This window comes from Pseudarcicella hirudinis (assembly GCF_900115665.1).
Lineage (GTDB): Bacteria > Bacteroidota > Bacteroidia > Cytophagales > Spirosomataceae > Pseudarcicella > Pseudarcicella hirudinis.
Genome location: NZ_FOXH01000003.1, coordinates 185,628 through 201,061, shown reverse-complemented (window position 1 = coordinate 201,061; position 15,434 = coordinate 185,628). Strand labels below are relative to the sequence as shown.

11 protein-coding genes and 1 pseudogene are annotated in these 15,434 nt (G+C 38.1%); 6 read left to right on the top strand and 6 right to left on the bottom strand.

What is annotated here, in order from left to right:
- A pseudogene (locus BM179_RS25215) lies at positions 1-581 on the bottom strand (hypothetical protein); the annotation flags it as partial.
- A 316-nt stretch (positions 582-897) separates the two neighbouring features.
- Between BM179_RS25215 and BM179_RS06740 the strand changes: the two are divergent.
- Positions 898-2,889 (top strand): CHU_0125 family OmpA-like outer membrane integrity protein, encoded by a 1,992-nt coding sequence (locus tag BM179_RS06740; protein ID WP_092014181.1) that lies wholly within the window; start codon positions 898-900, stop codon positions 2,887-2,889.
- Between the two features lie 97 nt (positions 2,890-2,986).
- A complete protein-coding gene (locus tag BM179_RS06735; protein ID WP_092014169.1) occupies positions 2,987-4,324 on the top strand; it encodes a dihydroorotase in 1,338 nt (445 codons plus the stop codon).
- 59 nt (positions 4,325-4,383) lie between these two features.
- On the opposite strand, the gene BM179_RS06730 is transcribed toward BM179_RS06735, so the two are convergent.
- Together BM179_RS06730 and BM179_RS06725 are read right to left on the bottom strand one after the other, a co-directional pair.
- Positions 4,384-5,055, bottom strand: a complete 672-nt coding sequence (locus BM179_RS06730; RefSeq protein ID WP_092014166.1) for a porin family protein — start codon at positions 5,053-5,055, stop codon at positions 4,384-4,386.
- 121 nt (positions 5,056-5,176) lie between these two features.
- Positions 5,177-7,780, bottom strand: a complete 2,604-nt coding sequence (locus BM179_RS06725; protein WP_177219316.1) for an OmpA family protein — start codon at positions 7,778-7,780, stop codon at positions 5,177-5,179.
- A 182-nt stretch (positions 7,781-7,962) separates the two neighbouring features.
- On the opposite strand from BM179_RS06725, the gene rnhB reads away from it, so the two are divergent.
- Positions 7,963-8,538: a ribonuclease HII gene (gene rnhB, locus BM179_RS06720; RefSeq protein WP_092014159.1), complete on the top strand. Its 576-nt coding sequence runs from the start codon at positions 7,963-7,965 to the stop codon at positions 8,536-8,538.
- A gap of 261 nt (positions 8,539-8,799) precedes the next feature.
- Positions 8,800-10,332 (top strand): glycoside hydrolase family 10-like protein, encoded by a 1,533-nt coding sequence (locus BM179_RS06715; RefSeq protein ID WP_092014981.1) that lies wholly within the window; start codon positions 8,800-8,802, stop codon positions 10,330-10,332.
- Positions 10,333-10,359: 27 nt separating this feature from the next.
- On the opposite strand, the gene BM179_RS06710 is transcribed toward BM179_RS06715, so the two are convergent.
- The 3 genes from BM179_RS06710 to BM179_RS06700 form a co-directional block, all read right to left on the bottom strand.
- Positions 10,360-10,815, bottom strand: a complete 456-nt coding sequence (locus tag BM179_RS06710) for a DUF3995 domain-containing protein (protein WP_143095163.1) — start codon at positions 10,813-10,815, stop codon at positions 10,360-10,362.
- Positions 10,816-10,977: 162 nt separating this feature from the next.
- Entirely contained in the window at positions 10,978-11,760 is a 783-nt protein-coding gene (gene cobA / locus BM179_RS06705) for a uroporphyrinogen-III C-methyltransferase (protein WP_092014154.1), read from the bottom strand.
- Between the two features lie 72 nt (positions 11,761-11,832).
- Complete coding sequence (locus BM179_RS06700; protein WP_092014151.1) at positions 11,833-13,938, bottom strand: ferredoxin-like domain-containing protein; 2,106 nt, start codon at positions 13,936-13,938, stop codon at positions 11,833-11,835.
- A 417-nt stretch (positions 13,939-14,355) separates the two neighbouring features.
- On the opposite strand from BM179_RS06700, the gene BM179_RS06695 reads away from it, so the two are divergent.
- Complete coding sequence (locus BM179_RS06695; protein ID WP_092014148.1) at positions 14,356-14,835, top strand: hypothetical protein; 480 nt, start codon at positions 14,356-14,358, stop codon at positions 14,833-14,835.
- A 106-nt stretch (positions 14,836-14,941) separates the two neighbouring features.
- Positions 14,942-15,370 carry a transposase gene (locus BM179_RS06690; protein WP_229632911.1) on the top strand — a complete coding sequence of 143 codons (429 nt, stop codon included), beginning with the start codon at positions 14,942-14,944 and terminating at the stop codon, positions 15,368-15,370.
- Positions 15,371-15,434 lie beyond the last annotated feature (64 nt).

The window sequence follows — 15,434 nt, the reverse complement described above, 5'->3', positions numbered from 1 at the left end:
TTTCTATCCCCAAAATCTTTGCGCTCTCCGCGATTTTCTGAAAAATCTCTCTTTTGGAAACCTTCTCTTTTTTCAAATCCGCCTTCTGAATCTCTTTTGAATGGCTTTCTGTCTCCAAAATCTTTGCGCTCTCCACGATTTTCTGAAAAATCTCTCTTTTGGAAGCTGTCTTTTCTCTCAAATCCGCCTTCTGAATCTCTCTTAAATGGTTTTTTATCTCCAAAATCTTTACGTTCTCTACGATTTTCCGAAAAATCTCTCTTTTGAAATCCGTCTTCTGAATCTCTCTTAAATGGTTTTTTGTCACCAAAATCTTTGCGTTCTCCTCTGTTTCCTGAAAAGTCTTTCTTTTTGAAATCATCTCTTTTCCCGAATCCATTCCCACCATCTCTGTTAAAAGGTTTTCTGTCACCAAAATCTTTACGTTCTCCTCCAAAGGATTTTTTCTCTCCAAATGGTTTACGATCTCCTTTTGGTTCACTCTTTTCTCCTCTTAGTTCACGTTGAACATCCTGTGTTCTCTGGCGAGTATTTTGTCTTCTCTCGCTGCTGAATTCTTCTTTTTGAATTCTTTTTCTCATGTTTTTAATTGTTAAATATTTGCAACATCACTGCTGTAAAAAAATATTTTTTTATTGCGCTGATTCTGAGAGCTAAGGACTTCTCTGTTAATTAATCCTCTAAAATTTATTTCAAAAACAGGAAACAATAACTTTCTGAAAATGAGAATATTAGTATTCCTCAAAATCAAGGGTGCAAAGTTACGACAATTTTCAAACACTACTATTATTCTCTCTATTATTTCTGAAAAACTGTATAATTTCACAATCATTTCCTTGCTAAATTCGTTTGTAAAATGGCTAAACTGCCTATCTTGTGAAAAAATTCTACTTTACTATGCAAAAACTGCGTACCACGATATTTTTATTGTCAATAACAGCGCTGATCTGTAGCTGCAATTCTACTCTTCAATCCTTCAAAAAAGGTCAGAAAAGATTTGACAAGGGAGAATATGATCTTGCAATAAAAGACTTAGTGCCTGTTTCAAATGCCAACTATAACACAGCTGTAACCAACTACCTGATTGCAGAGTCTTACAGACTTTCAAACAGACCGCTTCTTTCTGCAAATTATTACGAAAAAGCACTTGCCGGCGGAAGTAAGGAAAATGACCTGCGTTTCCATTTGGCTTACGCCCTGAAAGCTGATGGAAAATACCAGGAAGCAGCTCAAAATCTGGAGAAATACCTTTCAGGTATTCCAGGCAAAGAATTTAAGATAAAAGCTCAAAAAGAGCTTGACATGTTACCGGAAATTGAGAATCTGGCAAAACAGAAAACTTATATAGAAATTAAACCCGTCAGCCTTAATACTACCGGGTCAGAATTTGCTCCCGTACTGCAAGGATCAGATTTGATTTTTACTGCTTCTCGCAAGGATCAAACTTACAAGAATAACGGCTTACCTTTTTTAGGACTTTATAAAGCTAAACTATCCTCTACTACTGAAGCAGGTACTCCGGAATTATTCAGTCAGAATATTCTTATTCAAAATGCCAACGAAGGAACTCCTGCTTTTTCCAAAGACGGAAAGATGATGATTCTTGCGAGAGGAAATACCGGAAAAAGCCGTGATCTTTCTCCCGATGTTGATTTGTATATTTCAAGACTCGCTGACGGCGTCTGGTCAGAACCGGAAATGATCTCCGTATCAGATTCCTTGTCGTGGGATGGCTGCCCGGCCTTCTCAGCAGATGGCAGAACTTTATATTTCGGTTCAAATCGTTCCGGAGGAAAAGGCGGCATAGATCTTTATCGGGCAAATATTGATAATTCAGGAAGATTTGGCCGTCCGGTAAATATGGGCAGCGATATCAATACTGCCGGAGATGAAATGTTCCCATACGTTACACAAGACGGGAAATTATATTTTGCTTCTGACGGACATCCCGGTTTAGGTGGTTTGGATCTATTTGTAGCAACGCGTAAAGACGGAGAAATCAGCGTAGAACACCTTGGTATTCCACTTAACTCAAAAGCAGATGATTTTGGTTTGGTTGCCATTGATTCTACAAAAGGCTATTTTTCATCAAATCGTGAAGGAGGAAAAGGTGATGATGATATCTATTATTATGAAAATACCCAGCCTGGTAAAAAATACATTGAAGAGCCTCCTGTTATTGTTAAAAAAGATGTGCCTAAGAAAATCCGTTATTTTCTCGCCGGAACAGTTTCAGATATAAACAACAAAACGCTGGATTCTGTAAAAGTTACCATTCAGGAAAATTCTTCAGGACAGGCCATTGAAGAGCTTTATACTTCAGGTTCAGGTTATTTTGGGAAAGCCCGGCTCGAAGAAGGGAAGAGTTATACTTTAATTTCAGAAAAAAACGGATATTTTACCAAACGTGAGAATTTCTCAATGATCGGGAAAAGTATTGCGTTGGAATCTTTAACCAGGGCTGAAACGGATACAACTTTTCTGGTGGCTATTAAACTAGACAAACCGGAAGTCGGAAAAGAAATCACAAAGCTGTTTGAAATTGCACCAATTTATTACAATCTTGACAAATCTGATATCCGAATTGATGCTTCAGTAGAGCTTGATAAAATTGTTCAGATTCTGAAAGATAATCCTTCCATTAAGCTGGAATTAGGTTCTCATACTGACTCAAGAGCTACGTCAGAATATAACCTGAAACTTTCTCAAAGACGTGCAGAATCAGCCGTAACTTATATTATTTCCAAAGGAATCTCTTCGAACAGAATTGTAGCAAAAGGATATGGAGAAACCCAATTAGTTAACAAGTGTGCCGATGGAGTACCTTGTACGGAAGAAGAGCATCAGATGAACCGTAGAACAGAATTTAAGGTTCTGGAAATTAAATAATAACGCATTATACTTTGTAAAACCCTCAGGCTTCAGGCAAAACGTTCCGAAAGTCTGAGGGTTTTTACTATTTTTGCCATTCAAAAATTCACATAAAATGAAAAGCATTTTAATTATCAATGCCCAAGTCGTTAACGAAGGCAATATACAATCACTTGATGTTTTCATTAAGGATGGTTTAATTCAGAAAACAGGTTCAGACCTCTCCGGATTAAACGCTGATAAAATTATAGATGCCAGAGGAAAATATCTTCTTCCGGGTGTTATTGATGACCAGGTACATTTTCGCGAACCAGGTCTGACGCACAAAGCGACGATATACTCTGAAGCAAGAGCTGCTGTGGCAGGTGGGGTAACTTCCTTCATGGAAATGCCGAATACTGTCCCGAATGCCCTTAACCAGACACTTTTAGAAGATAAATATCAAATTGCTTCAGGTACTGCACTGGCTAATTATTCATTTTATATGGGTGCCTCGAACGACAATATTGAAGAGGTTTTAAAAACCAATACAAGAAATGTCTGCGGTATTAAGGTTTTTATGGGATCTTCAACCGGAAATATGCTGGTAGATAACGAAAAAACGCTGGAAAATATCTTCTCAAATAGCCCGATGTTAGTGGCTACGCATTGTGAGGATGAAGCGACTATCAGAAGAAATACTGAAATTTTTAAAGAAAAATATGGTGACGAACCTCATGCCAGAATTCACCCTTTGGTAAGAAATGAAGAAGCTTGTTTTATTTCTTCCTCAATGGCGGTGAGATTAGCACGTCAGCACGGAACAAGACTTCATATTTTACATATTTCTACTGCTGATGAGCTTTCTTTATTTGATAACACTATTGCCTTAAAAGATAAAAAAATCACCTCTGAAGTTTGTGTTCATCACCTTTGGTTTGATGCCCGTGATTATGAGACACTCGGAAATCAAATCAAATGTAACCCGGCTATAAAGGCTGACGGCCATAAGCAAAAATTACTACAGGGACTTCTCGACAACCGTTTGGATGTTATTGCAACAGACCATGCGCCGCATCTCTGGGAAGAAAAGCAAAAGGCTTACTGGCAATCTCCGTCAGGTTTACCATTGGTTCAACATCCATTACAAATGATGCTTGAACTGAGCCGGGAGGGAAAAATCGGTTTGGAAAAAATTGTTGAAAAGATGTCTCATGCTGTGGCAGACTGTTTCCAGCTGGAAAAACGAGGATACATCAGAGAAGGTTATTGGGCAGATCTGGTTCTGGTTGACCTCGGGGCTGAGTCAAAAGTAACCGCTGATAATATCTTCTATCAGTGCAACTGGTCTCCTCTTTTGGGAAAAACCTTCCATTCTCAAATTACACACACTATCGTTTCCGGACATCTGGCTTTTGAAAACGGCAAATTTGATGAAAGTAAAAAAGGAGAAAGACTCCTTTTTGAAAGATAACAGGAAAAAGAAACTGGCCTGGAAGAATTGTAAAAACGGTCTTTCAGGCCAGTTTCTTTTTAAAATAAGTCATCAAACAGTACGGTCAGAAACAGGCCAAATGAATGATTATATAAAGTGTACTTGTTATCGTCCGAAAGATTATTCAGACCAAGGCTATAAGTTGCTCCTATCGTCACAAATTGATTAGGTTTAAATCCTACTCCTACATTTACCCCATAATCCAATCTTTTAACTCCGTTAGAAAAACTATTAACAGATCTGGTAAGAGTTGTATCTGCCTTATTAGTACGGTCGTTCAGTACTTTTTCTGAAACGGTGGTATTTCCGGCAAAACCATATCCTACATAAGGGCCTCCCCAAATATTAAGCCAATCGCCACGAAGGCCTTTTTTCAAAAGATTAAATGATAAATTCGGGCTAAAATCAACATAATGTAAGGAAATGGTGTTTTCGATATAGGTTGAATCTGTATAATTATGCTTTGAGCGAAAGCCTCTCTGGCTATAATGTATTTCCGGCTGAAACTTTAATTTAGAGGTAATTTTATAACTGATTCCAACTCCTGCATCAACACCAATATTAAGAGAAGCATCATCTTTGAATGGCACATCGCCGGTCATTCCTAATTGTCTGACACCCAACCTGAAAAGTACTTTTTCTTTATGAAACTGTGCATTTGAACAAAATGAAATTACTACTATTACTGTAAAAAGCAGAAAAGAACGCATAAGATTATAATTTTTAAATAAACAGGATTTTTGCGAATTACCTCAGACTTAAAATATTTCTGAATTTCTAAATCAGGCCAGACGCCTCCTAAATTAGCTAATAAATTTAATTTTACCGTACTTACTTTACCTTAATAATTTTAACCGTTGTTCTTCTGTTTTTCTGATGCTCTGCTTCTGTGCAACTGACTCCGTCACCGCATTCATTTACCAGATCGCTTTCTCCATACCCTTTTGCCAGCATTCTGTTGCGGTCAACGCCTTTGTGTGAAATATACTCAACAGCAGCTTCTGCTCTTTTCTCAGACAATGCCTGATTTTCAGCCGACTCTCCCCTGCTATCTGTATGAGAGCCTATTTCAATCACCATTTCAGGATATTTCAACAAGGTGGCAGCAAGTTTATCTAATTCCCGGGCAGCATCTTTACGAATAGAGGATTTACCTGAATCATAATAAATGTTGTCAATCGTAACGACGTCCCCTTCCTTAAACAAGCTTAAATCCTGTGAAATCTCCTTTACTTTGCCTTTTTTAATTTTCTTGATTTTATTAACATTTTTGCCATATCCATCCTTCGCTACTTCGAGGATATAATCACATCCATCTTCCATTTCGAAGCTATAAACACCATCAGGTCCGGTAACAGCACTCTGAGAAGTATTGTCACAGGCATTTCTAAGTATTACCATTACACCCTCAATAGGTCTTTTTTCAACTTCTGTTTTTACAATACCTTTTAATATAGAACCTCCGTTTACAGGCTTTTTAACGGAAGATCCCGGCAAAATAGGGGAAACTTCTACTTTTTCAGGCGTCGTACTTAAAGAAGGTAATGTGGCAGGTATTGAGGAAATTTCAGGGATTTTTGAAAGTGGCACTTCAATGCGTGAAGGATTATTATCAGATTCTCCAATTGTAGAATAGCCTACAGTATTAATCAAATGCCCGCTTTTCTGAATTTTGAAAGTGTATTCCGCACTTTCATTCATACAGAATTTAATATTGCCATCCTTATTGGTGAATTTTTTCTCAGAAATACCGTTTTTCCGTACCAGCTCTACCTCAGCATTGTCGAGGGCCTTTTTACTTTCAGAATCAAATACAACAAGAGTCAGTTCTCTGCAATTGTACAGAATACTTTCTCTTCTGAATCTGTAAATATCATCGTCATCCCCTTTCTTACGGTCGCTGCTGAAATATCCTTCTTTTCTTTCTCCATCTGTAATGATTCCAAAATCGTCATTGGGTGAATTAAATGGTTCTCCGAGATTCATAGCCTTTCCAACCGGTAAACCATTCTTTATTTCTATGAAAAATATATCCAGATATCCTTTCCCCGGTAACCCATCAGAAGAAAAATACAGATTTCCGTTCTCATCCACAAAAGGAAACATTTCACTGCCTTTGGTATTGACAAGATTGCCCAGATTTTTAGGGGCAGTCCATTTTCCGTTTTTATTTTCAGAAACGTACAAATCAGTCGCACCTGAACCACCGGGCATATCAGACACAAAATAAAGAAGTTTCCCATCTTTTGTTAATGCCGGATGTCCTGCTGAATATTCATTACTGTTAAAGGGCAATTCCACTGCTTCTCCCCAGACACCATTATTTGACTCTGCGGTATATAATTTCAATTTCGTCACATTATCCTCACTTTTACCCTGAGCACCTTCATTGAAATTATTTCTGGTGAAGATAATCTTTGAAAAATCTTTGCTGAAAGTCGCCGGACCCTCATGATATTTGGTATTAAGCGATTTACTGAATTGCTCAGATTCAGGAGTAGGCTCTATTACTTTTGCTTTAGATTGAGGTTTAGGTAAATTATCAGCAAAATAATTTAACGTCTTCGAATCATTAGCGGTTGATCTGGAATAATAATCATGCCCTAAAAACTTCTCTCCCGGGGTCTTTGTGGTTTTAAGCACATGACCATCTTCAGAAACGGCATTAAGTGAACTTAAGTCATTAATATAATAGAGATCCAGAAAAGGTCCTTTTTTCTCGCTCAGAAGCTTAGATGCTGCACCTTTTCCTGAGCAGTAAACGATTCCGCTCTTGTAATACATCGGACTAAATTCAGGCCTGTTGCTATTAATATTCAGGTATTCAACAATGTATTTTGAAGTAGAATTTGAAGCATCCGGTAAAGTCTGATTTATTTTTCCATAGAATTTACTGACATCCGCAGTACCTGAGGATTGTTTATATCTTTCGTAAAACTTTTGTGATTCTTCGTATTTACCATTATTGGCGAGAGACTGGGCATAATACAGATAGGCCTTATTGTCTTCTCCGGAGAGTGTGGGGTTTGCCTGGAGGGCTTCCCGGTAAACTCTTTCTGCATTGGCACCGTCACGAACCTGCTTATAGCTAAACCCAAGCTTCAGCAAAGCAGCAAGTTTATCGGCATCAGAAAGACTAACGTCCTTCTTTTTTAAAATTTGCTCATATCCCTGCACCGCAGCAGGATATTTCATTAACTCAAAATTTCTGTTCGCTTCCGTAAGCAAACCAGCGGATTGCTGGCCAGATGCTTCCCTCAGCAAAGTAATTGCAGAAATAAGAATCAGTCCTATTTGTCTGAAATTGGGCATGTCAGTTTTTAAAAACTTATTCAAAATAAATGAATAATTCACATAAGCATAATAATTATCAACTCCTTGAATGCGGGAAGAACGAAAACGATACTTCTGTTCATTCAGGTTTCGTAAAATCATGGGAAAAGGAGGCAGTATCCTGACTATAAAAGTCATAACGAATATCGTGCCACTTGGCGGGAATTGTGCGGATTCTAGGGTTTTCTATACAAAAATCACGCCAATGAACGAAGCCGTTGGGAAAAATTGATTAATTTTCGAAAAAATAAACTACCTGAATTCTCTTACATCAGTAAAACTATATGTTGAAAAGTTTCTATAATGAAAATTTGATTGAAGCGGGCCTGGATGAAGCAGGAAGAGGATGTCTGGCTGGCCCTGTTATGGCCTCTGCCGTGATTCTTCCCAAAAATTACTCGCATAGTTTCCTGAATGATTCGAAACAACTTACCAAAAAACAAAGAGAATCACTTAGAAAAGACATTGAAAACGATGCCCTTGCCTGGGCTGTTGCAGAAGTTTCAAATGAAGATATTGATAAAATCAATATCCTGAAAGCGAGTTTTAAAGCCATGCACCTGGCAGTAGATAAGTTAAACATCTTACCTGAACATTTACTGATTGACGGAAACCGTTTTATCAACTATCCTTCAATTCCTCATACTTGTATTGTAAAAGGAGACAGTAAGTTTTTATCAATTGCAGCAGCTTCTGTTCTGGCAAAAACATATCGGGATGATTTAATGGAAGACCTTGCTCTGAAATTCCCGATGTATGGCTGGGAAAATAATGCAGGTTATCCAACACCTAAACACAGAGCTGCCATTAAAGAATATGGAACAACTTCTTTTCACCGTCTGACATTCAGAATGTTGTAAATAAACAGCAGTAAAATTTTAATCTTTTTAAGAGACCAGTGCTCAAAAAATGAGTATTTGTATCCGTTAATTATTCTTTGGTAAGAAATTTGAAGAAAATCTGGGTAACTTGCATTAGGTTTTTCTTCCATTTAACAGACTCGTTTTGATTTGACTTTTCCCCGGGGAAAAGGACATTATCATTATTTTCATTCATGAGGTATAAGGCTAAATACCATTTCTATGCAGGTAATGGATTTTGATGATAATAACATTTTGACTATGATAAAGTGCTTTTTTACGGTATTATTCTTCTTCGTTGTAAATATATTCAGCTGCGAATCTCAACCCAGAAGGGTCTTGAGCGATTCTCCCAAAAGAGAGTTTCGTGCAGCCTGGATTGCTACTGTTGATAACATTGACTGGCCCCGGAGAGGTCAGTATAATTCCGCAGATCAGAAAGCAGATTTTATCAGAATTCTTGACGAACATCAGCGCTCCAATTTAAATGCTGTAATGGTTCAGATCAGAGACGCCTGCGATGCTTATTATGCCAAAAGCCTTGAACCCTGGTCTGAATTTCTGACCGGGACTCAGGGGAAATTTCCGGTTCCTTTTTATGATCCTATGGATTTTATGATTGAGGAATCCCATGCCAGAAACCTTGAATTTCATGCCTGGTTAAACCTTAACAGAGCTACTTTCAAACGCAATACCAATACGATTCCGGATCATATCAGTAATACAAGGCCCGACTGGATGCTTACCTATGACGGGCAGAAATTACTGAATTTCGGTATTCCCGAAGTAAGAAATTATATCACTGAGGTAGTTCTGAATATTGTCAAACATTATGATATTGACGGCATTCACTTCGATGACTATTTTTATCCTTATCCTGTGCCGGGACAAACTTTGAAAGACGAGGAAACTTTCAGAAAATACAGCAGAGGTGTTAAGAACATTGAGGAATGGAGAAGAGGAAATACGGACCTCTTAATCAAACAGATAAGTGATGGTATTCGGAATATAAAGCCTTTTATCAAATTTGGAATCAGCCCTTTCGGGGTTTGGAAAAATGCCAGTACCCAAGACCCTTCAGGTTCAAGAACTATTGGCGGAACCACTTCTTATGGACATTTATATGCCGATTCGAAGAAATGGCTTCAGCAAGGCTGGATAGATTATATTGCACCCCAGTTATATTTCGACATAAATCACGGTAAAGTTCCTTATAAGGCCCTCGCTGATTGGTGGGCAGAGAATACCTATGGACGTCATCTGTATATCGGACAAAGTCCTTATAAAATTAAAACTGCCAGCTGGAGTACTTCTGAGATCCCAAATCAATTGCGTTATAACCGTCTCAATGCAGGTATTCAGGGCAGTATGTTTTTTAGCTCAAAGTGCCTGACCGAAAATTACGGAGGTATTCAGGATTCTTTGAGAGCAGATTTCTACAGACTCCCGGCTATTATTCCCTCAATGTCCTGGAAAGATAATATCCCTCCCAATCCCCCCAGAAGTATTATTATTACCAAAGCCAACGGCAAAGTTTCTTTATCATGGTTACCTGGTGATAAAGCTATTGATGGCAATGAAAATTATTCCTATGCGGTTTACAGATTTGAAAAGTCTGAAAATATGAATCTTGAGAGGGCTGACAGAATTGTTTATTTAGGAAAACAAACCTATTTCAATGACAATAACGCTGAAAAAGGCCGTGGATATACCTACGTTGTTACTTCATTTGACCGGCTTCATAATGAGTCGGATGCATCGCTGACTGCCCAAACCAGTTACGGAAGCCAATAAATATTTTCAATCACCTTAGGTTCATCATTAATTCCTGATTTTCAGAAAAATAAATAGTGCAACTATTGAAATCAGCAGGCAAAGCGGTGAATAGAATAAGGTATCATTTTTCGCAAAGAGGGTCCCTTTAACCTTTTTGAAAAAACCTACATATTTAAACTCCCCAATCGCTCTGATCAGGAAAATTACAGAAATTACCAGATTCCCGTAAACAATCCAGACTGGAAAAATGGTAAAATTTTCATTAAATACCGTTAAACTTCTCAGAGAAATAAAAGCCGCCAATCCAAGTACTAAAGCAACGAGAAAGGTAGAGACGGCGGAGGGAACAAAAACCGGCCTCCCATGTATTTCAGGAACCACAGAGGTCATGTTCTCTGATTTTATTCCGAACAAAGCACAAAATCCCCAATAAACATGAAGACCGGAAATTACTCCGAAAATGAGGGCATTAAGAGATGAGAGAAAAGTCAGAGAGGTCATAGTAAAATGTTTAAAATGAAGTCTTTTCAAATTTAAATATATATCGGTAAGATTATACGCAGAAGACAAAAATACTGCTGTATTTTTCCCTGTCCGGATTTTCAAAATAAAAAAGCTCAGGAAAATAATTCTCCTGAGCTTCAACCTTAAAAATCACCGATTTTAACCTTGGTAATGCTTATAAATCTTCTGTATTTCTGTTGTATCTGCATACCTGACAACTTCTCCTAAAACAATTACAGCAGGATTTGAAAGTTTGTTTTCTTTGGCAATTTCCGGCAAATTTCTCGCCAATCCCAAACCTGTTTTCTCCTGTTTGGTTGTTCCGTTCTGAATAATTGCTACGGGAAGATTTCCCTTACCCATATCCTCACAAACTTCAGCAATCTGCCATAACTTATTCATTCCCATCAGGATAACAATCGTTGCCGTAGTTTGAAGAGCCGTTGCCAAATCACTGGATAAAGAGCCATCTGACTTTGTCCCGGTAATTACCCAAAAGCTTTCGCTGACTCCTCTTGCTGTCATAGGGATTCCAGCGTAGCCTGCTGCTGCCACCGAAGAGGATATTCCAGGCACATAAGCTGTTTCCAGATCAAATTGTCTGGCATATTCTATTTCTTCCTGTCCACGACCAAAAATAAACGGATCTCCACCTTTCAACCTGACCACATGCCCGTGCATATAGGCTTTTTCAACAATTAAAAAATTGATGGAATCCTGAGAATGGCTTTCACCGGGTCTTTTCCCTACATATATTTTCTCGGCCCCAGGCTTACAGTACGACAATATTTCCTCAGCGATTAAGGCATCATAAAGTACGACATCTGCACTCTGAAGAACTTTTACAGCCTTCATGGTAATCAAATCCGGATCACCCGGCCCAGCCCCCACAACCGTTAATTTTGGTATCGGTACTAAATTGTTAAAAGATTCCACACTCATCTCAGTTATCAGAGAGCGTCTTTTTGAGCATCCCAATGATCAGAGATGCTCAAAATAGCAAACTGTTTAATGTTAACTGTTAACTACCAACTGTTCTCTATATGCTTTTGCCAGTTCAAGGAATGCTTTGGCTTCCGCAACATAAGATCTGGCAAATTCAGGAGAAGGCTCATTCTGATTGATCTGTAAAACCAATTCCCTGAATGTTTTTCCGCCTAATGAGATTTCATTGGTAGCTACGAAATTTTCTTCGAATTTATCAATTACTCCACTTTGCGTAGAAGCACTGATGCTTTTATCCAACAATAAAGCTTTCGCTGCACTTACAAAAACACTGTAAGCATGATAGATAGAATCGGCCCAACGGTTTTCCTCATAAGCCGCCTCAGTCCAGGTATATTTTTCTTCTGACTCAAACAAAAGCGTTGCAACAAGGTCAATTATCACAGAAGCACACTCTCCTACCCCAATTTCAGTCTGAAATTGCTCAGAAGCACCCCAGTCAATAAAATCATCTTCTTTCAAAGTTGTCAAATCAGCAACAGGCTTCAATAATGCATAAAAATATTTCTCACCCTGTCTGTCATAATAATCATTGAAGTACTCTCCTTCGAGTGCATTTTCTTCATAGTTATTCAAGACAACTCTTAATACTTCCGGTCCTCGTTTAGATGGAACTTTGATGACTTTATCGGCCACACGACCAACACCATCGCCCAGCGTTCCGCCGCCTAATAAAACCTGAAGTGCCGGTAAAACCCTTTTGTCCGCAGATTTTAAAGAAGAACCGTGAAAACCAATATTTGCCATTCCGTGCTGACCACAAGAGTTCATACAACCGGAAATCTTAATTTTAATATTGTTATTATGAATTAAATCAGGGAAGTCGCCGGTAATTACTTCTTCCAACTTTGAAGTAATATTGGTACTATCTGAAATTGCAAGGTTACAGGTATCTGTACCCGGGCAAGCTGTAATATTTGCAATAGAATTAGCGCCTGCGGCAGCCAGGTCATGTGCTTTCAAAACTGAGAATACATATGGCAAATTTGCTTCAGGAACAAATTTCAACATCAAACCCTGATTGATTGTCACCCTTACATCATCTCCGATATATCCTTCGAGCTGATCTACCAGCGACCTTGAGACAACAGACGATACGTTTCCATTCAGAATTCTGACATAAACACCGTAATATCCGGATTGCTTTTGTTCGAATGTGTTAGTAGCCTTCCAGATTTCATACTCTGAAGTAGCAGGGGCCTGCTCTTCTGAAGTTTTAGAAGGAAACTGATCTTCAGATAATGCCCATGCTCCTTCTGTGATATCGATTTCTACCGCTTTATTTTTCAGTGCTTTCCATTCACTTTTAATAAGTTCTGTAAGTTTTTCAAAACCTATTTTCTGAATAAGGAACTTCATACGTGCCTTATTTCTTGAATTTCTTTCACCATGGCGATCAAAAACTCTTAAAGTTGCTTCGAGGTATGGAATAATCTGATTTTCTTCCAAAAATTCAAAAGAAAGCTGAGCCAGCATCGGCTGCGCTCCCAATCCTCCACCTAAAACTACTTTAAATCCACGCTTTCCATCCTTGATTTTAGGAATAAAGCCCATATCATGCATGTAAGTAAGCGCAGTGTCTTCATCTGTATTTGAGAAGGCAATCTTAAACTTACGTCCCATTTCCTGACAAATAGGATTGCGCAGAAAGTATCTGAAAACCGCATCAGCATGCGGTGTAACATCAAAAGGCTCGTTTTTATCTATCCCGGCTGTTGGAGAAGCCGTAACATTTCTTACCGTATTTCCACAGGCTTCGCGAAGCGTCACATCATCCTGCTCCAGTTTAGACCACAATTCCGGGGTACGATCTAATGATACGAAGTGTATCTGTATGTCCTGACGGGTAGTAAGGTGTAAGTTTCCTGTTGAATATTCATCAGAAATGTCAGAAATACGCTTCCATTGCCTGAAAGTCATTTTACCATATGGCAATTTGATACGTACCATCTGAACACCTTGCTGACGCTGTCCATAGACTCCACGTGCTAAGCGGAGACTCCGAAATTTCTCCTCATGTATTTTACCTTCACGAAAAAGTTGAATTTTACGCGCCAAATCAACAATATCTTTTTCAACTAAAGGATTTTCGAGTTCGGTTCTAAAACTTTGCATGGTTTCTTATTATTTTCAAACACTGTGACCAAGAGTAACTGTCTGGCTACTGAGTAGTTATGTACTTATTTTAACTAAAATTCAAATAACACAGTTCCCTTTCGTGTTTTGAACTTTTCTTTTTCAGCAATCAGTCGTTTTTTTACTCTATAAAATATATAGATTTTAATACAAACTTAATAAAGAAATTTCTTCGAATAAGGATTTTTTAGAAAAAAGTTTTCCACTAATTTTATAGAGTTAATGTATTTGAATATTTAACTGTTTTGATTTACACACTCTTTCCATCTTCCAGGCAGTCTAAAAGAGACTTTTACAAGTGATTTCTGAAAGATTGAGTGTATAATTACCGGACCGTTTTTTTCAGATTCTAAATAATTTTTATCGAAATTTCACGCGCTGCAAATTCCTAACTTCATGAAAAACAGTATTCTTTTAATAACTTTTTCTCTGATTATTTCCCTTACTGGTTGTGTTGAAAGCAAAAAGATAACCGAACTGAAAGATCAGATTCATCGCCTCGAAACCCAGGTTAACAAGGAACGTCAGGAAAACACAGAACTTAGCACTTTCCGCTTTAACCTCGAAAGTCAATTCAAACAAAAAAATGAGCAATACATTAAATGTCAGCAGGATAGCAGAGAAACCTTCGAATCTTTAGGTCAAAAATACAATAGCCTGCTTGTTGATTACAATAAACTGCAAAGCAATTACAAAACCCTCAATGATACTTATGAGGCAAGTAAGCAAAACACTACACAACTGGTAGAAGAACTTGAAGAACGTAATCAGGAAGTTTCAAAAGCAAAAGCGGCTACGCATCACAAAAAGGTAAGCAAGTCACGTAAAGCCAAAGTGGTTAAAAAAGCTAAAACAAAGAAACGCAGACGCAGATAATATTTCTAGTCAGAAGGGCCTCCGGAAAATTCCGGAGGCCCTTTTACTTTAACCGTTTCCGAAAATTGTCTTGTCCTGACATAGTGATACAAAAAAACATATCAAAATGGAAACAGGGAATAACTATGTGAGGCGAACACAGAAAGATTATAGTCTTCATTTTAAGATTCAAATAGTTAAAGAAATTGAATCGGGCACATTAGGTCTTCAGCAAGCCCGGAAAAAGTATGGTATCCAAGGAGATAATACTGTGAAGAAATGGTTGCAGAAATATGGTAACTTTGATTGGGAAAATCAAACATCATTTAATATGCCAAAGTCACCCGAACAGAGAATTATGGAGCTTGAAGCAAAAGTGAAACTGTTGGAAAAGCAGAAAGCCCAGCTGGAGCATCAGCGCTATATTGCAGATCAAAAGTCAATTATCTTTGACATGATGATAGATATAGCAGAGAAGGAATACGAGATAGATATCCGAAAAAACTCTTCGTCTGAACAATCCGGGAGTACACAACCCAAAAAGAAGAAAGCGTAAGCTACAGCCTGGAAGCAGAAAGTTATATTACCATTTAAATCCGGAGCTGAGTGCTTTACATATC

Excerpts from the sequence above, each read along its gene's own strand:
- BM179_RS06740 (WP_092014181.1), top strand. The coding sequence starts at position 898 with ATGCAAAAACTGCGTACCACGATATTTTTATTGTCAATAACAGCGCTG.
- BM179_RS06735 (WP_092014169.1), top strand. The coding sequence starts at position 2,987 with ATGAAAAGCATTTTAATTATCAATGCCCAAGTCGTTAACGAAGGCAAT.
- BM179_RS06730 (WP_092014166.1), bottom strand. The coding sequence starts at position 5,055 with ATGCGTTCTTTTCTGCTTTTTACAGTAATAGTAGTAATTTCATTTTGT.
- BM179_RS06725 (WP_177219316.1), bottom strand. The coding sequence starts at position 7,780 with ATGATTTTACGAAACCTGAATGAACAGAAGTATCGTTTTCGTTCTTCC.
- rnhB (WP_092014159.1), top strand. The coding sequence starts at position 7,963 with ATGTTGAAAAGTTTCTATAATGAAAATTTGATTGAAGCGGGCCTGGAT.
- BM179_RS06715 (WP_092014981.1), top strand. The coding sequence starts at position 8,800 with ATGATAAAGTGCTTTTTTACGGTATTATTCTTCTTCGTTGTAAATATA.
- BM179_RS06710 (WP_143095163.1), bottom strand. The coding sequence starts at position 10,815 with ATGACCTCTCTGACTTTTCTCTCATCTCTTAATGCCCTCATTTTCGGA.
- cobA (WP_092014154.1), bottom strand. The coding sequence starts at position 11,760 with ATGAGTGTGGAATCTTTTAACAATTTAGTACCGATACCAAAATTAACG.
- BM179_RS06700 (WP_092014151.1), bottom strand. The coding sequence starts at position 13,938 with ATGCAAAGTTTTAGAACCGAACTCGAAAATCCTTTAGTTGAAAAAGAT.
- BM179_RS06695 (WP_092014148.1), top strand. The coding sequence starts at position 14,356 with ATGAAAAACAGTATTCTTTTAATAACTTTTTCTCTGATTATTTCCCTT.
- BM179_RS06690 (WP_229632911.1), top strand. The coding sequence starts at position 14,942 with ATGGAAACAGGGAATAACTATGTGAGGCGAACACAGAAAGATTATAGT.